The sequence below is a fragment of the Roseburia hominis A2-183 genome, assembly GCF_000225345.1.
Taxonomy (GTDB): Bacteria; Bacillota; Clostridia; order Lachnospirales; family Lachnospiraceae; genus Roseburia; species Roseburia hominis.
In genome coordinates this window covers 349,035-369,881 of record NC_015977.1, presented here as the reverse complement: position 1 = coordinate 369,881, position 20,847 = coordinate 349,035, and the positions used below count along the sequence as shown (strand labels likewise).

General features: G+C 48.3%; 13 protein-coding genes and 4 pseudogenes. 4 read left to right on the top strand and 13 right to left on the bottom strand.

What is annotated here, in order from left to right; genetic code table 11:
* Window positions 1–275: 275 nt before the first annotated feature.
* The 10 genes and pseudogenes from RHOM_RS16745 to RHOM_RS01565 all read right to left on the bottom strand — a co-directional run.
* Entirely contained in the window at window positions 276–416 is a 141-nt protein-coding gene (locus RHOM_RS16745) for a Maff2 family mobile element protein (RefSeq protein ID WP_007037419.1), read from the bottom strand.
* Window positions 417–632: 216 nt separating this feature from the next.
* Window positions 633–1,448: pseudogene (locus RHOM_RS01600) on the bottom strand (VirD4-like conjugal transfer protein, CD1115 family); the annotation flags it as partial.
* Between the two features lie 41 nt (window positions 1,449–1,489).
* Complete coding sequence (locus tag RHOM_RS16740) at window positions 1,490–1,648, bottom strand: transposon-encoded TnpW family protein (RefSeq protein ID WP_014078527.1); 159 nt, start codon at window positions 1,646–1,648, stop codon at window positions 1,490–1,492.
* Between the two features lie 141 nt (window positions 1,649–1,789).
* Complete coding sequence (locus RHOM_RS01595; RefSeq protein ID WP_014078526.1) at window positions 1,790–3,661, bottom strand: AAA family ATPase; 1,872 nt, start codon at window positions 3,659–3,661, stop codon at window positions 1,790–1,792.
* Complete coding sequence (gene mobQ / locus RHOM_RS01590; RefSeq protein ID WP_014078525.1) at window positions 3,658–5,154, bottom strand: MobQ family relaxase; 1,497 nt, start codon at window positions 5,152–5,154, stop codon at window positions 3,658–3,660. The genes RHOM_RS01595 and mobQ overlap by 4 nt, the downstream gene beginning before the upstream one ends.
* A complete protein-coding gene (locus RHOM_RS01585) occupies window positions 5,120–5,479 on the bottom strand; it encodes a DUF3847 domain-containing protein (RefSeq protein WP_003500140.1) in 360 nt (119 codons plus the stop codon). Before RHOM_RS01585 ends, mobQ begins: the two co-directional genes overlap by 35 nt.
* A 382-nt stretch (window positions 5,480–5,861) precedes the next feature.
* The gene (locus RHOM_RS01580) at window positions 5,862–6,470 is read right to left on the bottom strand and encodes an ATP-binding cassette domain-containing protein (protein WP_002593328.1); all 609 of its coding nucleotides are present in this window, start codon (window positions 6,468–6,470) and stop codon (window positions 5,862–5,864) included.
* Window positions 6,467–8,431 carry a bacteriocin-associated integral membrane family protein gene (locus tag RHOM_RS01575; protein ID WP_004845300.1) on the bottom strand — a complete coding sequence of 655 codons (1,965 nt, stop codon included), beginning with the start codon at window positions 8,429–8,431 and terminating at the stop codon, window positions 6,467–6,469. The genes RHOM_RS01580 and RHOM_RS01575 overlap by 4 nt, the downstream gene beginning before the upstream one ends.
* A gap of 215 nt (window positions 8,432–8,646) precedes the next feature.
* Window positions 8,647–8,991, bottom strand: a complete 345-nt coding sequence (locus RHOM_RS01570; protein WP_004845299.1) for a TnpV protein — start codon at window positions 8,989–8,991, stop codon at window positions 8,647–8,649.
* A pseudogene (locus RHOM_RS01565) lies at window positions 8,988–10,781 on the bottom strand (DUF4368 domain-containing protein); the annotation flags it as partial. The pseudogene RHOM_RS01565 and the gene RHOM_RS01570, both read right to left, overlap by 4 nt.
* 219 nt (window positions 10,782–11,000) lie before the next feature.
* Here RHOM_RS01565 and RHOM_RS01560 point away from each other — a divergent pair.
* Complete coding sequence (locus tag RHOM_RS01560; RefSeq protein WP_007888782.1) at window positions 11,001–13,589, top strand: SNF2-related protein; 2,589 nt, start codon at window positions 11,001–11,003, stop codon at window positions 13,587–13,589.
* Between the two features lie 45 nt (window positions 13,590–13,634).
* Here RHOM_RS01560 and RHOM_RS01555 read toward each other — a convergent pair.
* The 3 genes and pseudogenes from RHOM_RS01555 to RHOM_RS01545 all read right to left on the bottom strand — a co-directional run.
* Window positions 13,635–14,243 (bottom strand): annotated as a pseudogene (locus RHOM_RS01555) (aminoglycoside 6-adenylyltransferase); the annotation flags it as partial.
* A 488-nt stretch (window positions 14,244–14,731) separates the two neighbouring features.
* Window positions 14,732–15,526: an aminoglycoside O-phosphotransferase APH(3')-IIIa gene (gene aph(3')-IIIa / locus RHOM_RS01550; RefSeq protein ID WP_001096887.1), complete on the bottom strand. Its 795-nt coding sequence runs from the start codon at window positions 15,524–15,526 to the stop codon at window positions 14,732–14,734.
* A 92-nt stretch (window positions 15,527–15,618) separates the two neighbouring features.
* Window positions 15,619–16,020 (bottom strand): annotated as a pseudogene (locus RHOM_RS01545) (GNAT family N-acetyltransferase); the annotation flags it as partial.
* 105 nt (window positions 16,021–16,125) lie between these two features.
* On the opposite strand from RHOM_RS01545, the gene RHOM_RS17860 reads away from it, so the two are divergent.
* The 3 genes from RHOM_RS17860 to RHOM_RS01530 are packed head-to-tail and all read left to right on the top strand — an operon-like array spanning window position 16,126 to window position 20,830.
* Entirely contained in the window at window positions 16,126–17,142 is a 1,017-nt protein-coding gene (locus RHOM_RS17860) for a DNA methyltransferase (protein ID WP_072850737.1), read from the top strand.
* A 7-nt stretch (window positions 17,143–17,149) separates the two neighbouring features.
* Window positions 17,150–17,668 carry a hypothetical protein gene (locus RHOM_RS01535; protein ID WP_009860794.1) on the top strand — a complete coding sequence of 173 codons (519 nt, stop codon included), beginning with the start codon at window positions 17,150–17,152 and terminating at the stop codon, window positions 17,666–17,668.
* A gap of 6 nt (window positions 17,669–17,674) precedes the next feature.
* Window positions 17,675–20,830: a type III restriction-modification system endonuclease gene (locus RHOM_RS01530; RefSeq protein ID WP_009860795.1), complete on the top strand. Its 3,156-nt coding sequence runs from the start codon at window positions 17,675–17,677 to the stop codon at window positions 20,828–20,830.
* Window positions 20,831–20,847 lie beyond the last annotated feature (17 nt).

Here is a 20,847-nt window from a genome sequence, read left to right as displayed (position 1 = left end):
ACCGGCTTCCTAGCGTTCAGAATGTTTTCTGCTGTCTGCTGTGGTGTTTGGTTGGAATTGTCCAGCCAAAAGCCGATCCGTGGTGTTGTCTGCATTTTACTAAATACAAATTCAATGTATACAGAAAGATATAAGGAGTGGGAGGGATTCCGCCGTAGTTGGCATTGTAGGAAAATCCAAAAGTTTAGATTTTCCCACAATGCTTATCTTTTGGTCTTTGGTTCGGAATAGTGTAGTGCTGGCGGTCTATCTCTTGTTTTCGGTTGCTTGCTTCCTTACCGTACATGAGCATTGGCGCCAGGGTTGTCGTTGCCGTAACCTTCCAACAGGTTGATGACACCCCAGATACCAAGACCAGCGCCCAGAGCGATAACGAGAGTCTGAAGAACGGTAATTGCCTGTTCAAAAAATGCCATAAATAATATTAGCCGGAATCATTTGAATGATTAGTTAGGTTTGTTTCATAAGCGCACAAAAGCCGGAACAATCTGCCCTCGATATATGAGAGCCTGATTCCGGCTGTCCTCCTTTTTCATTATTTTGTTGATGATTGCCCGCTTTGTACGCCAATGGCCTCAACAGAGGCAGTTGCGGCAAATAGATACGATCACTCCTTTCTCAGCGGAACCGTATTACACGCCCTCCGTGTCTACTTCATATACATCGCAGACCTCATCAGGCTTGAGTTTTAGTCTGGCAGACAAAAATGCTTCAATATCAAAGGTATTTCGCTTGTCTGCATCAGCTGTGTATTTGAAATTAGGGTGTCTGGTAATGTCATACTTGTCTGAAAGAAACGGACGCACACCGCGCAACTGCAAGATGCACTTGCCGCCATCCATAACTGCCAGCTCGTCCTGGCTCATCAGCTCTTTTCCCAATTTCTGATAATTGAGCGAGTGGGAGGTCTCCCGTCCCCGGCTCTCTCCGGTGTTGTAAGTGTCTATGGTTTCCTTTCCCAGAACAGCCGCCAGCTCTTTCAGCGTTGTTGGCTCTTTGCCACCCAGGAAGATGGAAGTATCCATATTGCCGATGATGGTATCGGCATTATCTTTGTAAATTGCCTTGAGCTGGCTCTGTGCCTGCAACACCAGACAGGCAGAGATTTCACGGCTTCGGATGGTGGCCACCAGCTTTTCCAGCTTCGGAATCTGCCCGATGTTAGCACACTCATCAATCAAACAGCGCACATGAACCGGAAGCCTGCCGCCATACACATCATCGGCCTTTTCACAAAGCAGGTTGAATAACTGGGTGTAGCACATGGAAATGAGAAAGTTAAAACTGTCATCCGTATCACTCATAATGAGGAACAGAGCCGTTTTTCTGTCTCCCAGCGTATCCAGTTCCAACTCATCGTAGGATGTAACCTCGCGCAGCTCCGCAATATCAAATACGGCCAGACGCGCACCGCAGGAAATCAAAATCGACTTAGCGGTTTTTCCAGAGACGAAAAGTCAAGGACTTTTTCATCAAATTCACAAAGAAGTCACATTTTGCGGACTTCCTCACGGAGCATACGCTTGATTTTGTCCTCCATCGTCTCCTTGGCGGTCTCGCTGAAATGGACACGGACGATATAGGTTGTCTTGCCAATCTGCTTTCTGACAGTAGGGCAAGTGGTGCTGTTGGTTGCGGTATTGTTCATTCAAAATCCTCCTGTAAATGAAAAATGCCCGGTGACTGTTCATCATCGGGCGGTGTCGGTATGAGGGAACAAGGCAAGGCGGCAACATTAAGGTATCTATAAAAACCTTGCCGTCTTTGCCATGCTTGCCGTGTTCCTGCGTCAGCTTCGGAGATAGCAGACCCATGCTGTGCCGTCTTTCTCGGTCACAAGCCTGTCTCCAATACGGCTTTTAGCTGTCCTCATCGTGCGTGAGGATATGCCCCTGTCATTGACCGCTTTTTCCAGCTCTGCACTCGGCATTTTCTTTCCGTCTGCCAGCAGTTCCAGTATCAGCATTTCTGCCTGTGCGGTCTTACTTTCCGTCTTGGCGGTGTCTGTCCCGGTAAGAAGCTCGTCAGCGGTAATGTCATAAGCCCCTATCCACTCAAAGCCTTTCTCGTCTCCCAGAGAAAATGCAAGGGACTGTCCGGGCGGCGCAAGGGAGCTTTTCTCATGGATAAGCACCCTCGTTGTAGGGCTGTCCTTCAGCTTGCCGATAAAAAGCAGACTGCGGACTGCCGCCGTAATGTCGATAGACCCCAATCCCCGGTAGGTGCTTTGCGTTCCTGCGGCTTTGTTCAGGTGTCCAATCAGCACGATAGCGCACCCGGTAGCCTGTGCAATGTCTCCCAGACTGCGGAATATCGGGCGCACCTCGTTTGCTCTGTTCATGTCCACATCTGCGCCCAGAAACGCCTGTACCGGGTCAATGATAACCAGCCTTGCGTTGTTTTCCCGGATTGCCCTTGCTATGCGCTCATCGGCAAGGGTCAGCGGTGTGTCCCTATCGTCAATGACAAGCACTCTTTCAAGGTCTGCTTCCGCTTTCATCAGTCGGGGCTTGACGGTATCGCCCAGACCGTCCTCTGCGGTCTGGTAGATGATGTTGAAAGGCTCAAGGGTCTCCATACCGGGTAAAGGCTTTCGGTTGGTGCAAGCCGCCGCAAGACGCATGGCAAAGTAGGTCTTGCCCTCGCCGGGGTTGCCCTGTATAATCGTCAGCTTTCCAAAGGGGATATAGGGAAACCATAGCCAATCCACGCTCGTCAGCTCCACATCTGCCATGCGGAGCATGGGAACAGGCTGGGCGGTGGGCAGCTCTCGCAGCGTGATTGTCTCGGCTATGAATTTGCGGCTGGGAATGTCCCCTTGCTGACGGAGAACATCGTTCCAGTCTTTCCTTGCCGGGACAAGGCGAATGACGGCGATCTCGCCGGGAATGTCCTGTGCCAGCCGGGTGCAGGCTTCACTTCCTGCGGTGTCGCTGTCAAGGCAGAGGAACACTTTTCGGGTGTCCTTGCGTTCAGAAAGAAAACGGTCAAGGGCTTTGCCTGAAACGCCGCCCAGGGCAAGGTAGCTCCTTGCCTGCCAGTCCTGCGGATAAAGGCAGATAAAGGACAAAAGGTCAATCGGTGCTTCAAAGACAAAGAGCTGGTTGCCGTTTCCCTCATAGTGGAACGGATAGGATTTGTCAGACCCGGCAATGTCCTGTCTGAATGGGTCTGCCGTTCCTCGCACATGGGCGTATCTCGGCGTACCGCTTCGGTCTCTGCCGACAAACACAACATTGTGCCGCTTTGCGTCCTCGTAAATATCCCCGGAAAGAAGAAAAGCCTCAACAAGCGTTTTGTTGAGACCTCGGCTTTCGCAAAGATATTGAATTGCTCTGTCGGCTGTTCTGTTGTGCAAGGGCAAGTGAAACGCTGTGGGCGGTGCTGTGCTGGCTTCGCTCTGTCCCTCGGCGCTTTCGCCGGTTAAGAGCTGGACTGCTTCGGGAAAGGACTTGCCGTAAAACTCCATGACAAAATCAATGGGATAGCCGCCCTTGCTCTGGCTGTGGCGAAACCATTTGTTTCCCCGGACGGTCAGGCTGTCATGTTCTTTCCAGCGGTATTCCCGTCCGCTTTTGATAAGTGTCTCTCCCTGTGTGCGGAGAAAATCTTCCAGACTGACGGCGTTCGCCCGGTCAATCTGTGCTTGGGTGTAATTCATCGGGATAGTTCCTCCTTTTTGTGTCGTGTTTGGGGTCGATTTTGGTGCATTTGTTCCTCTGTACGCTCGTTAAATCGGGCGGCAGTATCTACACATGACTTGACCTTCCAAAGACGGTGTAAATCGTCTCTGACGGTCTTAAACTCGCCATAGGTGGTTTCGTGCGCCTGTTCCAGCTCGTCATACTCTTCGGTCAGCTTTTTCATATCCACCTTGCCGTCCGGGAACTCTCCGGTCAGCTTGCGTCTGGCGGCGTAGAACTGTTTCAGTTTCGCTTCATGCTCTGCCTTGTACTTGGCTCTGGGCTTCTCAAACTTGATTTTCTGCAAGCCGTCATAGACAGGCTTCAAGCTCTGGAAAGCAGCGGAGCTGTCATAGAGCTGCTTAATTGCTTTCATTCGGGCGGTCTGTTCGTCCAGCGTTTTCTTCAAGCTCTCTGTGGCAGCACTGTGTTCGCTGACACGGTGTTCCAAATCTTCAAGGGAGTAAATGCCGTTTGCCCGGAGATAATTGAAAGTCTCGTTCATCTCCTTTAGGTTGCTGACCTTGCCTTTCTGCGAATATGCCCCGGCTCTGCGCTGGGTGTAATAGGCGTTCAGCAGAGAAACAAGGTCGGGTGCCTGCGGCTTGGCAAGCTCCGCTTTTGCTTCGGCAATCCAATCAAACAGGAGAGCGATTTTCTTCTTGATGTCCCGGATAACGGCATTGGTTGCTCTGATCCAGCGGTTGAACTCGCCTTTCTCGGTGCGTATGCCTTTCTTCTCCATTGCCCGGACGGTTGCGCCCTCATGGACGGTGGGAAGAAGCTCTACGCCCTGACGCTCATAGCTTCGGTGGTCGATACGAACGTCAAGCCCCTTTTCCGCAAACTTGGCGTTGCATAACTCTGCCCATGTCTGCCGCCAGTATTCCAGCGTTTCGGGACTGCCCCAGTCGGTAGTGGGAACGGCGTTGAAAACAAACTCGCCGTTCTGGTCCCGGATACGGTTGCCGTCCTCGTCCAGCTCATACACCCGGCGTTGCTTTAGCCCCCATTTGCCGTTCTGCTCGATGGGGCGGATAGGGCAAAGCACATGAAAATGTGGATTTGGTATGCCACCGTCCTCCCGGTCTGGCTGGTGTACGGCGAAGTCAACCACCATGCCCCGGCTCACAAAGTTCTCCAATAAAAATTGCCTTGCAAGAGCGATGTTTTCCTCAAGGGAAAATTCATTCTGCAAGGCAATGTCAAAGCTGTATGCAAGCTGGGCGTTCTTTCCACGCTCGGCTTTTTCCACGGCGTTCCATAGGGTCTGGCGGTCTGCGTATTCGGGCGGTGCATGGGACGGCAGGAGAATGTCGGAGCAGATCACGCCGCCCTTGTGGGTGTAGTCGCTGTATTCGCCGTAATACTCGCTATACAATCGCTCCCCGGCTCGGTAGGCGGCAGAAGCGATAGCGGACTGTCCTGCGCTTCGCTTAGTCTGCGTGACGCTCAGATGAAATAGTGCCATCGGCTTTCAACTCCTTTTCTCTGTTTGCTTGGCTGATATGAGTAATCGCCATGTGACGGACGGCTCGCTGGACTTCGGACAGGGAAAAGATGTGTTCCATCAGCTCTGTCATTTCGGTGCGTGTGAGATCTTTGACCTCCGGGGCAAGGCTCTCAATCGTGCCGCCCAGATTGCAAAGGCGGTGGGTGCGCTTGGTGCGTTCGCCTTTCTCCAGATACTTCTTTCTGTTCTCCAGACGCTCCAGCTTGTGTTGTTCCTGTGCAAGCTGCGTCTCGGCTCGTTCCTTTTCGGCTCGGAGCTGGTCAAGGGTTTTCGGTTTTGTCATTGTGATTGACCTCCTTTTTTGATTTTGGGGATAAAAAAAGACCGTCAACTTTTCGCATAGTGCGACCAGTCAACGGTCTGATTTTCGGTATTTATTTTTCCAAACTTGCTGGCGGCGAACAGCATTTTATGCTGTTTGCGGACGGCAAGTCCACAGGGGATAGCCGCATTAGCGGCGCAAGGGGGTGTAGCCACCTTGACGGAACGAAGTGACGCAACTTTCTCGGTCGGGCAGTTTTCTTCTGCTGACAGAGAATGAAGCTCCGCAGGACGCACATACTCCCGATAGGAGAGTATAGAAGTGCGCCCTTTAGTTCCTAAAGGGATTTTCTTCTGACCCAAATTATATAAAATGTAGATCAAGACATTTCTAAGAGGTACTCTCAGATTTTCACAACATAAGGTTCATCTTCAATAATACCCTGATCGTGGGTAACAATGATAACCGTTTTACCTTCTTCATTGAGTTCGTGCAATAACCTCATAACAATATCTCTATTTTTCTTGTCAAGTGAGCCAGTAGGTTCATCTGCCAAAACAACAGAACATTTTTTCATCATAAGACGAGCTAAAGCAACTCTCTGTTGTTCACCACCGGAAAGCTGATAAACTTTTTTGTTAACTTCCTTTGATAACCCCACACGATTAAGAGCTTCTTTAAGTGATACTTTAGTTCGGCTTGATTTTTTAATCAAACTTAAATTTTCTTTAACTGTCTTATTTTCAAGCAGTGCAAAATTCTGAAAAAGAAACCCCACTGTATCCGCAAAAAAACTGTTTTTATTTTTAAGCCGGGTAATATTCAGCCCTTCGATTATGATACTGCCGCTATCCGGTTTTTCGATACCACCAATCATATTGAGTAAAGTGCTTTTTCCACTGCCGCTATCGCCGCTGATTACTACAAAACTTCCATCCGGAATTTCTAAATTAAAGTTAGAGAAAATTATTTTCTCTCCAAATGCTTTATTTAAGCCACGAATTATAATCATAAACATCCTCCCTTCAATGACTTTGAGATATTTGTTTTTTCAACCCACATAATATTTGTGAAAATGATTGCCATTTCAATAATGGTGAGCAACGCTCCAATCAGTAAAGCAATCCCGACACTTGCGTTAGATATAAAAATCGAAACAATGCAAATCAATATCACAACGGCTATATTTTCTAAGAGATTAACGGAAATAAATCTTTTGTGCCTTTCATAAAAGCGATAGCCCAAAACCTTTTTGAGGGAGATTTCCATCGCATTAAGTCTAAATTCCATTTTCACTTCAGATATGATGATAGCGATATCTAACAGCAATACTAATACGCAAAGAGAGCTTATAAAGCCAATCAGTTTCACGAGGAAACTATGACTATAAATGTAATCCTCTCCGACATTCGTCAGCATAAAATAGTGTGAACCAAGCTGTTCTGAATATTTTTTCGCAACACTGCGAATTGTGCTTTCATCGCATCCGTAGATTACCTCACCATTATATGTTCCTGTTTCGATATAACTTCCATTTAAAGCAACAGCCTCATTTGCCTGATAAATCACAATCGGATTTGTTACTCTTGACAATCCGTCAATAGCCTCTTCTCTGTTCGAATTGAGATAATAAAATTGTTCTCTGCCAGAATATTCTTTATAAACAACACGCAGTTCTTCTGCATTTTGGGTAAGAGAGCCAATTTCCTCTTTTGCGATATCTTTGTATGATTCCGCATTTCTTCCCTTTGGCACGAAGACCACGATATCCTCTTTTTCATCATCTTCAGTAAGCATATCAGAAAACCCTTGTAGCATATCTCTGGCATTATGATTTACAAAAATATAATTATCCGTATCGCTTATCCGGCTGCCTATGCAGACCACCGGATTTATCGTGTTGTATTCATTTTCGTAAAGGTCATTCCAAAATTTGCTCTCTTTGGATTCCTCCTCATTTTCTTCAAAAGGAGGTTCAATCTGCATAACTCCAAAATAATAATCATTATAATGATTTTCTAAAAGAGTAGTGTTTGTAAGTAAATTACCTTGAATGCTACTGAGATTTGTAGTTATTGTAAAAATTGTCATGGCAGTAGCAAATACTTTAAGACCGTTCAGAAGATAAAACATACCTTTTTTATCTGAAGCATTGGCAAAGGCTTTTTTTACATCAAAGCGGACAAAAGCAGCATAAGGAATTACGGAAAGAACTGCTCCGGCACAATACACTGCCAAAATGAGATGATCTTCATACGCTCCCGATATAAATTGAGAAACAAGCAACTTTGCTAAGACGAATAATGCAGCATATGAAATCATATCAGCCACTACAGCTTTTAGAGCAATCACAGCAGCATTTTCGCCCAGAGAAGCTCGTACAACTACTTCCTTTTGCCTGCGTATCACCTCAATCATATTAAGTACAATCATCAATATGGCAACCAGGCCCCAAACAATGAACATCATATCAGTTTCGGTTGATTGCCAAAACTCTGGCTGCGATATAGAATATTCTTTTGCCAAATCTTGATATGTGGCAATAATGTCATCATCATCACCGATATAGCTGACCATTATTTCCTGTCCATTGCCTGTGTTTTTTGCTTCTCTAAAATCTTCAAATTCTATTACGGTGATTCCACCTATCAAAGCCGTATATGTTTTTTCCTCAATATCCATTGTGCTTTTAAGACTATCCCGAACAACGGTATCATCACCATAAATATAAAGTCTTGTCTGATAATTAGAAACTCTCTGATTAAAAGTCGAAAAAATATGAACACCATGCTTCTCAGCTGTATCTTCTGCATTGGCTAAAAATGAATCCATATCGTCATTAGTAGTTGTGTATCTGGACGATAAATAATAAGCACCATTAAAGTTCCAGAGCATATTTTGATATACTTCAGCTTGCATAACAAAAGCAAAAATAATCGTAATCAACAGCAATATATTTCTTATATGTTTCATTTGAAATTCTTAAACCTCCTTTGAATAGGTAACAGACACACGATTGCCCAAAATACTAATATGGATTTTTTCATACAACCACATTCTCTTGTTAGATTCTAATTTTCCGTTTTCTTTATTCGCATAAATTGTACCATAAAACTCGTGAACAATTCTACCGCAACTTTGGACTACATGAGAAAAGTCCGAACAGTTTTCTGCCCGGACTTCCTCGCTCAATCATAAATCAATTCCGCTTTCACAATCTCCTCTGCCTGTGCCTTGCAAGCGTTCATCTGCCGCACCCATTCCATTTGGTTTTTGGCTTTTAGTTGCTCGGTCACGCCGTTTTGCTCTGCCAGTGACCGCACGATCAGCTCCATGCGGTTTCGTGCCGCTTCGTCAATCTCGGCGCAATGCTCAAAGAGCTTGTCGGATAGCACCAGCTCATTGAACAGTATCGGACGGTGCATTTCCAGATACGCCTTGCGAAGTCTGCCGTAGTGTCCGAGGGGCTTGGTCTTGCGGATAACGATGTTCGGGATAAGATAATCGCCGTTCTGTGTATAAGTGATATTCATGCTGTTTGTACTCCTTTCATCGGCTCTCTCTGCGGTAAACTGCTGACAGGGACGAACACTCCCTTTGCAATATCCTCCGCACGAATAGCGGCTTTCTTGGCTTCGATTTCTGCCTTTTTTCTCCCCTTGATTTTGTCCTCGTATCGCTTCTGCGCTCCGCTGGCTTTACGCTTCAAGTAGTTCTGATGAAGCCTGTCCTTGCGTTCCTCACGTTTGCGGATTTCCTCTAATTCTTCCGGGGTCAGCTCCACTTCTCCAAACGCCGGGGGAACAAATCGCCCGACAAAATTGAAGTAAATCTCGACCTCCTGTGTGGTCTGTATACTGCCTTTGCGGTCACGCTCATGCACAAGGATTTTCTCGATAAACTCGTTGAGCATAGCAATGGTCAGCTTGTCGAAGTTCTCGTATTTGTCAATCAGAGCGATAAAACGGTCAGCGTCCTTTTCGTGCTTCTCGTAGCTCTTGACTGCCTTTTCCAGAGCAGAGATTTCAGCGGTAAGCTCGGTCTGCTCCTTTTCGTATTGAGCGTCCAGAGTGGCGTATCTGCTGTCGGACAGCTTTCCTAAAATGTTGTCCTCATAGATTTTACAGAGCAGGACTTCCAGCTCCGACACTCTCTGCTTTGCGGTGGCAAGGCGTATCCGCTGTTTCTTAACCTCTGCTGTCTGCTGGCTGGACTGCGCTTCCTGCACCACACGGACAAACTCGGCTCGGTCATGCTTCGCATACTCGGCAATGGCTTTGAGCATTTCAGAGACAAGGGACAGTACCACATCTTCATTGATACGGTGCTGGGTCTTGCAGAGCTTTCCAACTGGGACTTTGCTGTATTGGGAACAGGTATATTGAGAAATACGCTTGCCGTTGTTGGTACGGTGGACATACATCTTGCCGCCGCAATCGGCACAATAAAGCAAGCCTGTGAGGGGAGCTGCTTCGCCCCAGCCGTCCGGGTAGCGTCTGACATTCCCACGGATTTTCTGCACAAGGTCAAAGGTCTGCTGGTCAATGATAGGCTCATGGGTATTCTCGAAAATTGTCCATTCGTCCTCCGGGACATAATGGCTTTTCTTGTCCTTGAAGTGCTTTCGGGTCTTGAAATTGATGGTGTGTCCCAGATATTCACGCTTTTCAAGAATGTTGCAGATGGTGGAAGAACCCCAGCCGTACACATCTTTGAAAGTCTTGTTTTTGTTCACGCCCTCGCCGTGTTGGGCAAGGTAAGCAGACGGAATAAGCACCTTTTCCGATTTCAGTTTGCTGGCGATCTGATACGGACCGTAGCCGTCAATCGTCATGGCAAAGATGCGCTTGACCACATCAGCGGCTTCGGGGTCAACCAACCATTGGTCTCTGGCTTCGTTCCAGAGATAGCCGTAAATGACCGTGCCTGTGAGGTGCTTGCCGGACTTGCCTTTTGACTGGAAAGTGGAACGGATTTTACGGCTGGTGTCTCTGGCGTAATACTCGTTCATAATGTTGCGGAAAGGGGTAAAATCATCGTCCCCTTTGGCACTGTCCACGCCGTCATTGATGGCGATAAGGCGAACGCCACGCTGACGCAGGATTTCCATAATCTGACCGACTTTCAGATAGTCACGCCCCATGCGGCTCATGTCCTTGATACACAGGTACTCCACATTCCCGGCTTCCACTTCTTTCATCATTGCTAAAAATCCGGGACGGTCAAAGCAAGTACCACTAATGCCATCGTCCGTGAAATGGACAATGTTTGTAAAGCCCTGCCGGGCGGCGAACTCCTCCAACATAGCTTTTTGGAAAGAGATTTGTCAAGGGTGTTTTACCATTCAGCAACGAATTAAGGCATAAACAATATCACATTTTTATAATGCTTTTTGACCACAATCAGTCCGGCACTGATTGTGGTCTTTATTTTGGAAATGACATTTTCCCCTTAAATAAAGGAATCAATCGTCGTTGCGTTTTTCGTCAATATCTGCCATAATAAAAAGAAGTGTAAATAAAAGAAAAAGGGGGGAATTGCCATGCCGCAAACACCGTTTCATGCCTATTACAAGGCCCGACTTTTGGAACAACTGCCGGAAGCAGAACAGTTCCTTCCGGTCTTTGCATCATCGGATATTGAAATCTATCCGTTTCAGATTGCAGCGGCCAGCTTTGCCCTGCGTTCCCCCTATCAGAAAGGTGCCGTTCTGTGCGATGAAGCAGGTATGGGCAAGAGCCACGAGGCCATGCTGGTCATCAATCAAAAGTGGCTGGAGGGATACAGCCGGATTCTGTTGGTCATTCCCAATGCCGACCTGCTGCACCAGTGGACGGAAATGCTGGAGCGATTCTATACCGTCCCATATGTGGTGCTGACCAATCGGGACCAATGGCGGCAGAACACCAGTGAGGACAACTCCAACGCTTTTATCCAAGATGCCATTGTTATTACTACCTACGACTTCGCCGCCGACAATGAGGAGGCCGCAAAGGTAGTTAACTGGGATCTGACGGTATTCGAGGAAGCCAATGCCCTCTCTCCAGTCTACCGGGAGGACAACAAGCAGGCCAAGGCCCTCAAGCGGATCGCCGGAGACTCCTTCAAGCTGCTGCTGACCGGCACTCCCATTGAAAAGAACATCATGGACTTATACGGTCTGATCTGGTTCATCGACGAAACGCTGCTGCCGGGAGAAAAAGAGTTTCTGGCCCGGTATCTGCGCCGACCAGAGAACTACCCGGAACTCAGCGAACAGGTCAGCCGCTATTGTTTCCGTACCCTCCGTTCCCAGGCCAAGCACTACGCCAAGGTGACGGAACGTGTGCTGCTGACCGTGGAGTACACCCCCGGCAAGGCAGAGCGGCAGCTCTATGAGCTGCTGTACGCCTACATCAACCAGCCGGAAAAGCGAGCCTTTCCCGAAATGAACCAATATGACCTGGCTCTGCGGCTGCTGGGCCTGTTGGGTTCCTCTACGGCGGCAATTTTGCAAACCATCAAAGGTATCGTCAAGCGGCTCCAGGGGCTGGAAAACGCAGCGGACGAACTAAGCCAATGGCAAGAGATTCAAACCGCAGCCGAAAGCATTCCCCAGGATGCCAAGGCCGGTGAGCTGCTGACCGTTCTCAAACAGGGATTTTCCCTGATGAAGAAAACGGGAGCCAAACAGAAAGCGGTTATCTTCACCGAGAGCGTGGAAACCCAGAAGATGCTCCAGAATCTTCTTTCTGACCGGTACCGCACTCTGGCCTACAACGGCAGCGCCGATTACTCCGTGATCCGCCAGTTCAAGGAGGATGGCGAGGTGCTGATTTCCACCGATAACGGTGCCAAGGGCTTCAATCTGGAGGAGGCTGCTTTCATCATCCACTACGACCTGCCGTACAACACCTTAAAGCTGGAGCAGCGTATCGACCGCTGCCACCGGCTGGGTCAGGAAAACGATGTGCTGTCAGTGGCCTTCATCGACAAGAACAACTTTGCCGATGTTCGCAAGCTGGAGCTGGTCAACAAGCGGATGTTGGTGACAGACGGTGTCTTTGGTATTACCGATGACGTGCTGGGCGGTTTTACAGATGATGTAAAAGCAGCCTTTCCGGTCATTGCCCAGCGGTTGCGGCCCAGGGCACAGATTGAGCAGGCATACCGCCAGACCCTGAGTACCCACGAGGAAGATAACCGGCAGACCGTCTCCGCAGCGGAGGATATTCTGTTTACCACCTTCACCAAGGAACTGGCCGACAAGGTGAAGATCAATCCCAAGTATGTGAATCGCCGTGGACAGGAGCTGAACAACGACCTCTGGGAAATTACCAAATGGTTTTTTACTCGTTATAATGAAAAGAACGATGATTGCCGTTTTGTGATTGACGAATTCAACCGTACGATCACGGCCACGGAGTACCGGGAACTGCCGGTGCTGTTCTACTACTGGACGGGGAGCCGGAACCGGCCCTATCGCAGCCAGAAGATGTACGGCATGGCAAAAGACTTCAAACCCAAGGCCGGACAGATTACCCTGTCCAGTATCATAGGCCGTGGGATTCTCCACGAGCTGGAGTGTGCCAACGAGGGAGTGCTGACCATCCCGACGGTGCAGGCGCCGTGCCAGATAGCCCTTTATACTGTCACCCTGGTTTCAGGCTCCAGCCGCACAGAACACGCCGTACTGTGCGGTTTGACGGATAGCGGCAAGGCCCTGGACGATGCAGCTTGCCGCAGCATCTTTGACTTGCCGGTGGAGAGCAGCACGGAGGATGAGCGGAGATCCCCCCACTGGTTAAAAGGAACCAGCCGCCCCCACCCGCTGGATCGGCTGGTGCCGAGTGATAAGATGATGGCGGAGCAACTGGAGCGCCTTTCGCCTGCCCAGGCCGAGGAAATGGAGCGGATGAAGCAGCAAGTGTCCGCTGATAAGGCGGCATTGAGCCGAGAACTGAACACCCTGGACAGCCAGGTACAGCAGGCGCAAGCGGAGCTGGAGGCCGTCACCGGCGACCGGCTGAAACGTCTGGCTGCACAGAAGAAAATCAACCAGCTTCGGCAGGAATATATGAAGCACCAGGAGAGCCAGTTCTTTGACGCCATGCGGCTGGATATGGAGCTGGAAGAAAAAATGAAAAGATAATCGAAACATTACCGGTGTTTCAATAGACCACGAGTATGTAGTGTGTTATACAAAGCAATTCGGACACCGGGTATTCCGTGGAACCGACAGAAAAACAGAACAATATAAGAATCCTGACAATGACCCCCGTGGCCCTTGGACAAGTGCTAACATGGTATCATACTCCGGATAGGCATAATGAAGCCTTTCCGCCACCTCACCGGATACCGCCCTGAACAATTGATGGCATAGAAATAATGCTTCCCATATGTTTTCATAGGAATCCATCCGGTAGGTGGACAAAAGTTTCTCCCACAAATCCTCGGATATATACCTTTCAATAAACTTATAGTTCTTGCCTACACTTAATTTAAAGCCTGTTTCGATGCCGACCTTCCATGATATCATTCTCAGCAGCTCATGGCGAACAATCTGATTAAAATGATCAATAGCAAATAAAATTTCCTTACGGCACAATCCTTTAATAACATAAGGTGTTACATTCCAAAATTCATTGCAGCAATCATCATACTCCCTTGCGCTTGGCTTTCTTACATGATAATCTATATCAGTCGGAACTATGTCCCTTTTAATTCTACAATCTTTATCAATTAGAACCTTTATTAATTTATCGCCCTTTAGGTAATTATCTAACTCTTCCAAGGGCAATAAGGTATCTTTATCTTCCTCTCTAAGATACTTAACTAGCCCCGGATAATTGCTTATCCTTACAGTTCGGATCAATTAGAATTAGCCGAAAACGGCGGCGAAGAAACGAACCACCGAGAAGCACCGCCGCATTGCCGAGCTTGATACCCTCATTGAACGACTGTATGCGGACCGGAAAAGGCGCGGTTGACCGCCTTGCCCTCAAAGGCTTAGGGGCATATCAACTATATATTGGGGCCGAGTGCCGTTACTTTAACACCGCCGCTAGCCATGAGCTTATGCTTCCTTTAGGACACTGTCCCAACAGACACTTTTTAAAGTATGCTGCACTAATCCTTATTTTTCACAGCATAGCGCAATGACAGACAGCCATGTTCTGCATTCTCTGTTCCCTGCAATTCCAAATTAACTTTTTCAGATAACAGAAGGTTATCAAATAGTTAGATGTCTAAAAAGCTTGTAGTTAAAGCTTTTTAGACATCTAAATCTAGGTACTAAAACAATTCATCCAGTAAAATATAATATTTTATTTTCTCCCAATCAGGCTTGATCCCCAGTAAGTCAAAAAATAGCTCGACATACTGTTCTTCCCCGATATCCTCCCTGATCGACCGGACGCAGAAGGCAATGTCATACCACTTGTCCGCCCTGCCGCTTCTCCCAAGATCAATAAAGCCACTTACTTTGCCATCTTTCACAAAGATGTTGCTGTCTCCCAGGTCGCCGTGGGAAAAGACAAGTTCCTCTTCGGGCTTTTCCGTCTTTAAAAAATCATACAGCTCGCGCGGATCTTTAAATGGAGTGTCTTCTTCCCAGTTTTCGCAATCCACATCGGCCAGATCGTTATTCAGTAAGTAATCCAATTCGGCTAAGCGGCTGTCTAAGCTATTCGTATAGGGACAATCCGATATGTCGATGGAGTGAAAGAGCCTGATGCACTCCGCATACAGCTCGATAATCTTTTCAGGGCTTTGTTCATCTTCATACTCTTCCGAGCAAAGGACGCCATCGGCCTCACTCATGAGCAGATTGCTCCAGCCATCATGCCGTTCAAAGTGCAGGACCTTTGGAACAGGCAGCTTTCCTTCCAGCCATAGCATCATGTCCTTTTCCCGTTCCACATCATAGGTGGTCCCTTTATACCGGCTGTCCGTCATTTTTAAATATAGGTTTTCATTTTCTCCCACCAGCTTATATACCTTAGCAGGAGACATTCCTTCCGTATCTTTTACGCAGCGGTATTTTTCGATCAGTTTTTTCAATTCCGGTGATATTCTCATTTTAGCCATTTATTATTTCCTTCCTCTTTTCTACAGTATTTAAAGATACCCCAAGAAGCTAATTATAACAAGACGAACTCCAATTCACTGTTCCTTGCATTCTAAAACCTTAAATACCAGAAAACAGCTTTTTCAAAGTTGTTTTCAAAGTTGGCGTATAACATAGTATCGACGGAGCCGATTTTGAAACCACAATTATGATAGAATTTACAAGCTATAAGGTTATTGTCCTGGGTTTCAAGCATTAGTCCATGCAAGTTTTTATGCTTTGCCCATTCTATAGATATATTGATAAGCGCGCTGCCTATGCCTTGCCCCCTGAAATCCTTACATACGGCGATATCTTCTATATAAGCGTACCGGTTCCAATTTTTTCGCAGTTTAACTTTTCCGACGCATTTATCGTCTTGGTAGTAAAGATATATTATCTTATCAGTATTGTCAATATATTCAAGGCAATCTGCCTCCTCATCCTCTTCATCCTCTTCGTCTTGGTAGGACTTGCTACTGCCGATGCTCGTCCAAATTTGCACTATGATTTAATCAATCCGGCAGATGGAAGAAACTACGGATGCCCCGAAAAAGGCTGGCGATATGATCGAAATACCATGAATCGGCTCATTCAAGAGGGCAGGATTATTTGGCCCGACAACCCAGATGGGCGGCCGCGCAAAAAATCATTTTTGAACGAGCTGTCAGACAATCTTCCTGGTTTTTCATCTGTTTTCAGCACTGGCGTTTATACAAATACTGCAACCAAGGAAATTGGAGGATTGTTTAATAAGTATTTATTTGATTTTCCAAAGCCAGTCGAGGTTATTAAGCAATTAGTTTCCCAAGTGTCTAACACGGATGACATCATCCTTGACTTCTTCTCCGGTTCTGCTACTACCGCCCATGCAGTGATGCAGCTCAACGCTGAGGACGGTGGAAATCGGCGCTTTATTCTGGTACAGCTTCCCGAACTGTGCGACGAAAAGAGCGAGGCATACAAGACCGGGTACAAGAATATCTGCGAGATCGGTAAGGAGCGAATCCGGCGGGCTGGTAAAATGCTAAAAGATGCGCTTGAAAGTTCCGGTTTGTTTGTTCGTGCAATGAAACGCCATCAAGATCAGCATGATTCACTTGAAGGATTTGCTTATGCGGAGTGGGAAGAAAGTCCAGAGGTAATCAATGCAAAAAAAGAAATGGCAGCAAAACTGGATGTGGGCTTCCGTGTTTTCAAGCTGGACACCTCCAATCTGGAAACCTGGGACGCCACCCCCATTGAGGACGAGCAGCTCGACCTGCTGTATCGGCGGATGAACAGCATGATTCATCGGGTGAAGCCGGAGCGCACCGACCTGGATATGATTTATGAAATCATGCTCAAACTGGGTGTGCCGCTGACCTACTCCGTGACACCGTTCTCCATCAATAACAAGACTGTCTATGGCGTGGGCGATGACTGCCTGCTGCTGGTCTGTCTGGCCGAGGATGTGCAGCCCGAGGACGTGGAGCAGATGACCGAATATGCCCCGGCAAAAATCATCATCTCCCGTGACAGCTTTGCTGACGATACCGCTATGGCTAATGCCTACTATATCCTGCGGGATCATGGGATTGAGCTGAAACTGGTGTGAGAAAGATATGAATAACACTCTAAAATGGTTTCATGTAATCACAAAAACCATTGTACATTGCTTACTTGGAACAATCGAATACATTGGTATTCCATTTTTACTTGCTTGTCTTTCTACATTCATTTCCCCTATCTCCAGCGGTAATACTTTGTGGCTTTGGATTGAGCGGATTGCTTTTTGCTTTACGATATACGAAGTAATTATTGTTGGTGTGCGAAAAATGCAGATTGACATACGCAAAGATGCACTATTAGCACTAAAAACCGCCTACGAACGAGCAGCCCTGTATTGTGAAACAGGAAATCAAGACATATATCGGAACTTAACTTCAAAAATAGATCAGGTGCTTGACAATGGGATACTAAATCAACTTGATGTTGTGCAGAGCTATAAAAATCTCAAGCTCTACATGGACAGCAAAAATATTGTTGGAATCAAATATGAGATTATCAATATTCAGCACTCCATTGAAGCAGATAATCTCTTATGGAACTATACCCTGTTCCTGCGGTTATTTAAGAGGTGAACAGGCATGAAACTGAAATTCAAGAATCAAGCCTTCCAAATGGATGCAGTCAACGCTGTGGTGGATTTGTTTGCCGGCCAGGAGAAAACACGGAGCACCTTCTCCGTCATGGAGGAAGCCCAGACCAATTTCTTAAATGAGCTGGGCCAGGGCAATGCTCTCTACATTGACCAGGAAACATTGACCGCCAATATGCACACCGTCCAGAAGCGGAATAACCTGCCCCTGACCCCCACAGCGGAAGGCTGCCAGTTCTGTATTGAGATGGAAACTGGCACCGGCAAGACCTACGTCTACACCAAGACCATCTTTGAGCTGAACCGCAAGTACGGATTCACCAAGTTTGTTATCGTGGTGCCGTCGGTGGCCATCCGGGAGGGCGTCTACAAATCCTTTCAGGTCACGCAGGAGCATTTCGGCCTGCAATACGACAACGTGCCATGCCGGTACTTCATCTACAACTCTGCCAAGCTGTCCGACGTGCGGCAATTTGCCACCAGTTCCAATATCGAAGTGATGATTATTAACATCGACGCTTTCAAGAAAGCGGAGAACATCATCAATCAAGCGCAGGATCGGCTCAACGGTGAAACGGCTATGGGCTTTATTCAGAACACACACCCTATCGTTATCATCGATGAACCCCAGAGCGTGGACAACACCCCCAAGGCCAAGGAAGCCATTGCCACGCTCAATCCCCTGTGTGTGCTGCGGTACTCCGCCACCCACCGAGAAAAAATCAATCTGCTTTACCGCCTGACTCCGGTAGACGCCTACCAGATGGGGCTGGTCAAGCAGATCGCCGTATCCTCCAATCAGGTTGCCGGTGGCTTCAATCAAGCCTATGTGCGGCTGCTTTCCGTCAGCAACGACAAGGGCTTTAAGGCCAGAGTGGAACTGGATGTGAAGGGCAAGACCGGAGCCGTGACCCGCAAGGCCATGACTGTCAAGCCGGGCGACGATTTATTCCTGCTGTCCGGCGGGCGGGAACTGTACGAAGGCTACACCGTTACCGGAATTGACTGCACTCCCGATTTTGAACATATCGAGTTTGGCAATACCCAGGAGGTCAAGCTGGGCAAGGCCATTGGAGACGTGGACGAGAACATCGTCAAGAAGGCGCAAATCCGGCGCACCATCGAAACCCACCTTGACAAAGAGCTGCGGTATCTGGACAAGGGGATCAAGGTACTGTCCCTGTTCTTCATCGATAAGGTGGACAAGTACCGCCACGAGGACGGCACACCCGGCATCTACGCCACTATGTTTGAGGAGTGCTATCAGGAGCTGATCGCAAAGCCCAAGTATGCGCTCCTCCGAGAGCGATTCACCACAGATGTGAGCAAGGTACATAACGGCTACTTCTCTCAGGACAAGAAAGGACGCCTGAAGGACACCAAGGGCGACACCCAGGCCGACGATGACACCTACAACACCATCATGCGGGACAAGGAGTGGCTTCTCAGCTTTGAGTGTCCGCTGCGGTTTATTTTCTCCCACTCGGCGCTGCGGGAAGGCTGGGACAACCCCAACGTGTTTCAGGTCTGCACCCTGATCGAGCAGAAGTCCACCTTTACCTGCCGCCAGAAGGTGGGCCGTGGCCTGCGCCTGTGCGTGAACCAGGACGGTGAACGCATCGAGGACAAGAATATCAATGTCCTTCACGTCATGGCCAACGAGAGCTTTTCCGAGTTTGCTTCCACCCTCCAGAAAGAGATCGAGGACGAAACTGGCGTCAAGTTTGGTGTACTCCAGCTCAGTTTGTTTGCTGGGATGACCTATCAGGAAGAAGTTACCCGTGAGCATACGATTGACAGAGAAGAGGCCCACGAGCTGGTAAAAACCTGGATGGACGACGGCTCCATTGACAAATGGATGGCCGACCCCGAAATGACGGCAGCGGAAGAAAAAATTACAGCGGAATTGGAATCAGGGAAAATCACCGAACCGCCCAGCCCCGTAACGGAAGTCATGCGCCAAATTAAAAACGGTGCGACCGCTGAACAGGCAGCAGAGGCAATTATTGGAATCACCAGTACAATCACTACCGTAGAGGAACATACCGTCACCCACGAGGAAGCTACGGAGCTGCTGGAGCATTTTGAGCAGAAGGGGTATATCACCAGCACCGGTAAGGTCAAGGATACCATGAAGAACGCTTTGAAGAACGGAACCCTTGACCTGCCGAAAAAATATGAAGCTGCCAGAGAGCGTTTTGAGCAGATTATCGCCAATGCCGACCGGAAGCCCCCGGTGCGGGATGCCTCCCGTGATGTGGTGGTACGGCTCAACAAACAGGTCATGCTCTCCCCGGAGTTCCTGGAGCTGTGGAGCAAGATCAAGCAGAAAACCGCCTACCGGGTGAGCATTGACACAGAGCAGCTGGTGAAGAACTGCGTCAAAGCCTTTCAGGAAATGCCCCATATCCCCAAAACCCGTCTGGTGTCCCAGACTGCCGATATTCACATCCAGCAGTCCGGGATCAGCCACATGGAACGGGAAATGCGGACGATGGAGATTGCCAACGATTATCAGGCCCTGCCGGACATCATCACCGCCATCAGCGATGAAACGCTGTTGACCCCGGCTACCGTCAATCGGATTCTGGTAGAGAGCGGACGGTGTGGCGATTTCCTCAACAATCCGGAGGCATTTCTGGAGCAAGCCGTAGAGCTAATCCGCAGCCACCGCCACGCCTTGGCTATCGACGGTATCCGTTATGTGAAGCTGGATGGCCAGGAATATTATGTGCAGGAAATCTTCGACACCACGGAGTTGCTTGCTAACCTGGATCGAAACGCCGTAAAGGTGGAACACAGCGTCTATGACTATGTGGTTTACGACAGCTCCACGGTAGAGAAGCCGGTGGCGGTGGCCCTGGACAACGACCCGGATGTGAAGATGTTCTTCAAGATTCCCAGCCGCTTCAAAATTGAAACCCCCATTGGCACGTACAACCCCGACTGGGCTGTGTATCTGAATAAGAACGGTGAGGAAAAGCTGTACTTCGTCCTGGAAACCAAGGGTGACACCAGCTTTATGCACCTGAAAACCAGTGAGCAGCTAAAAATCCACTGCGGCAAGGAGCATTTCAAAGCACTGGACGCAGGTGTGGAGCTGGAGACTGCAACCAGTTGGACGGAGCTGCGCAAGCGCATTTGACAGAGATAGAAAGAGCT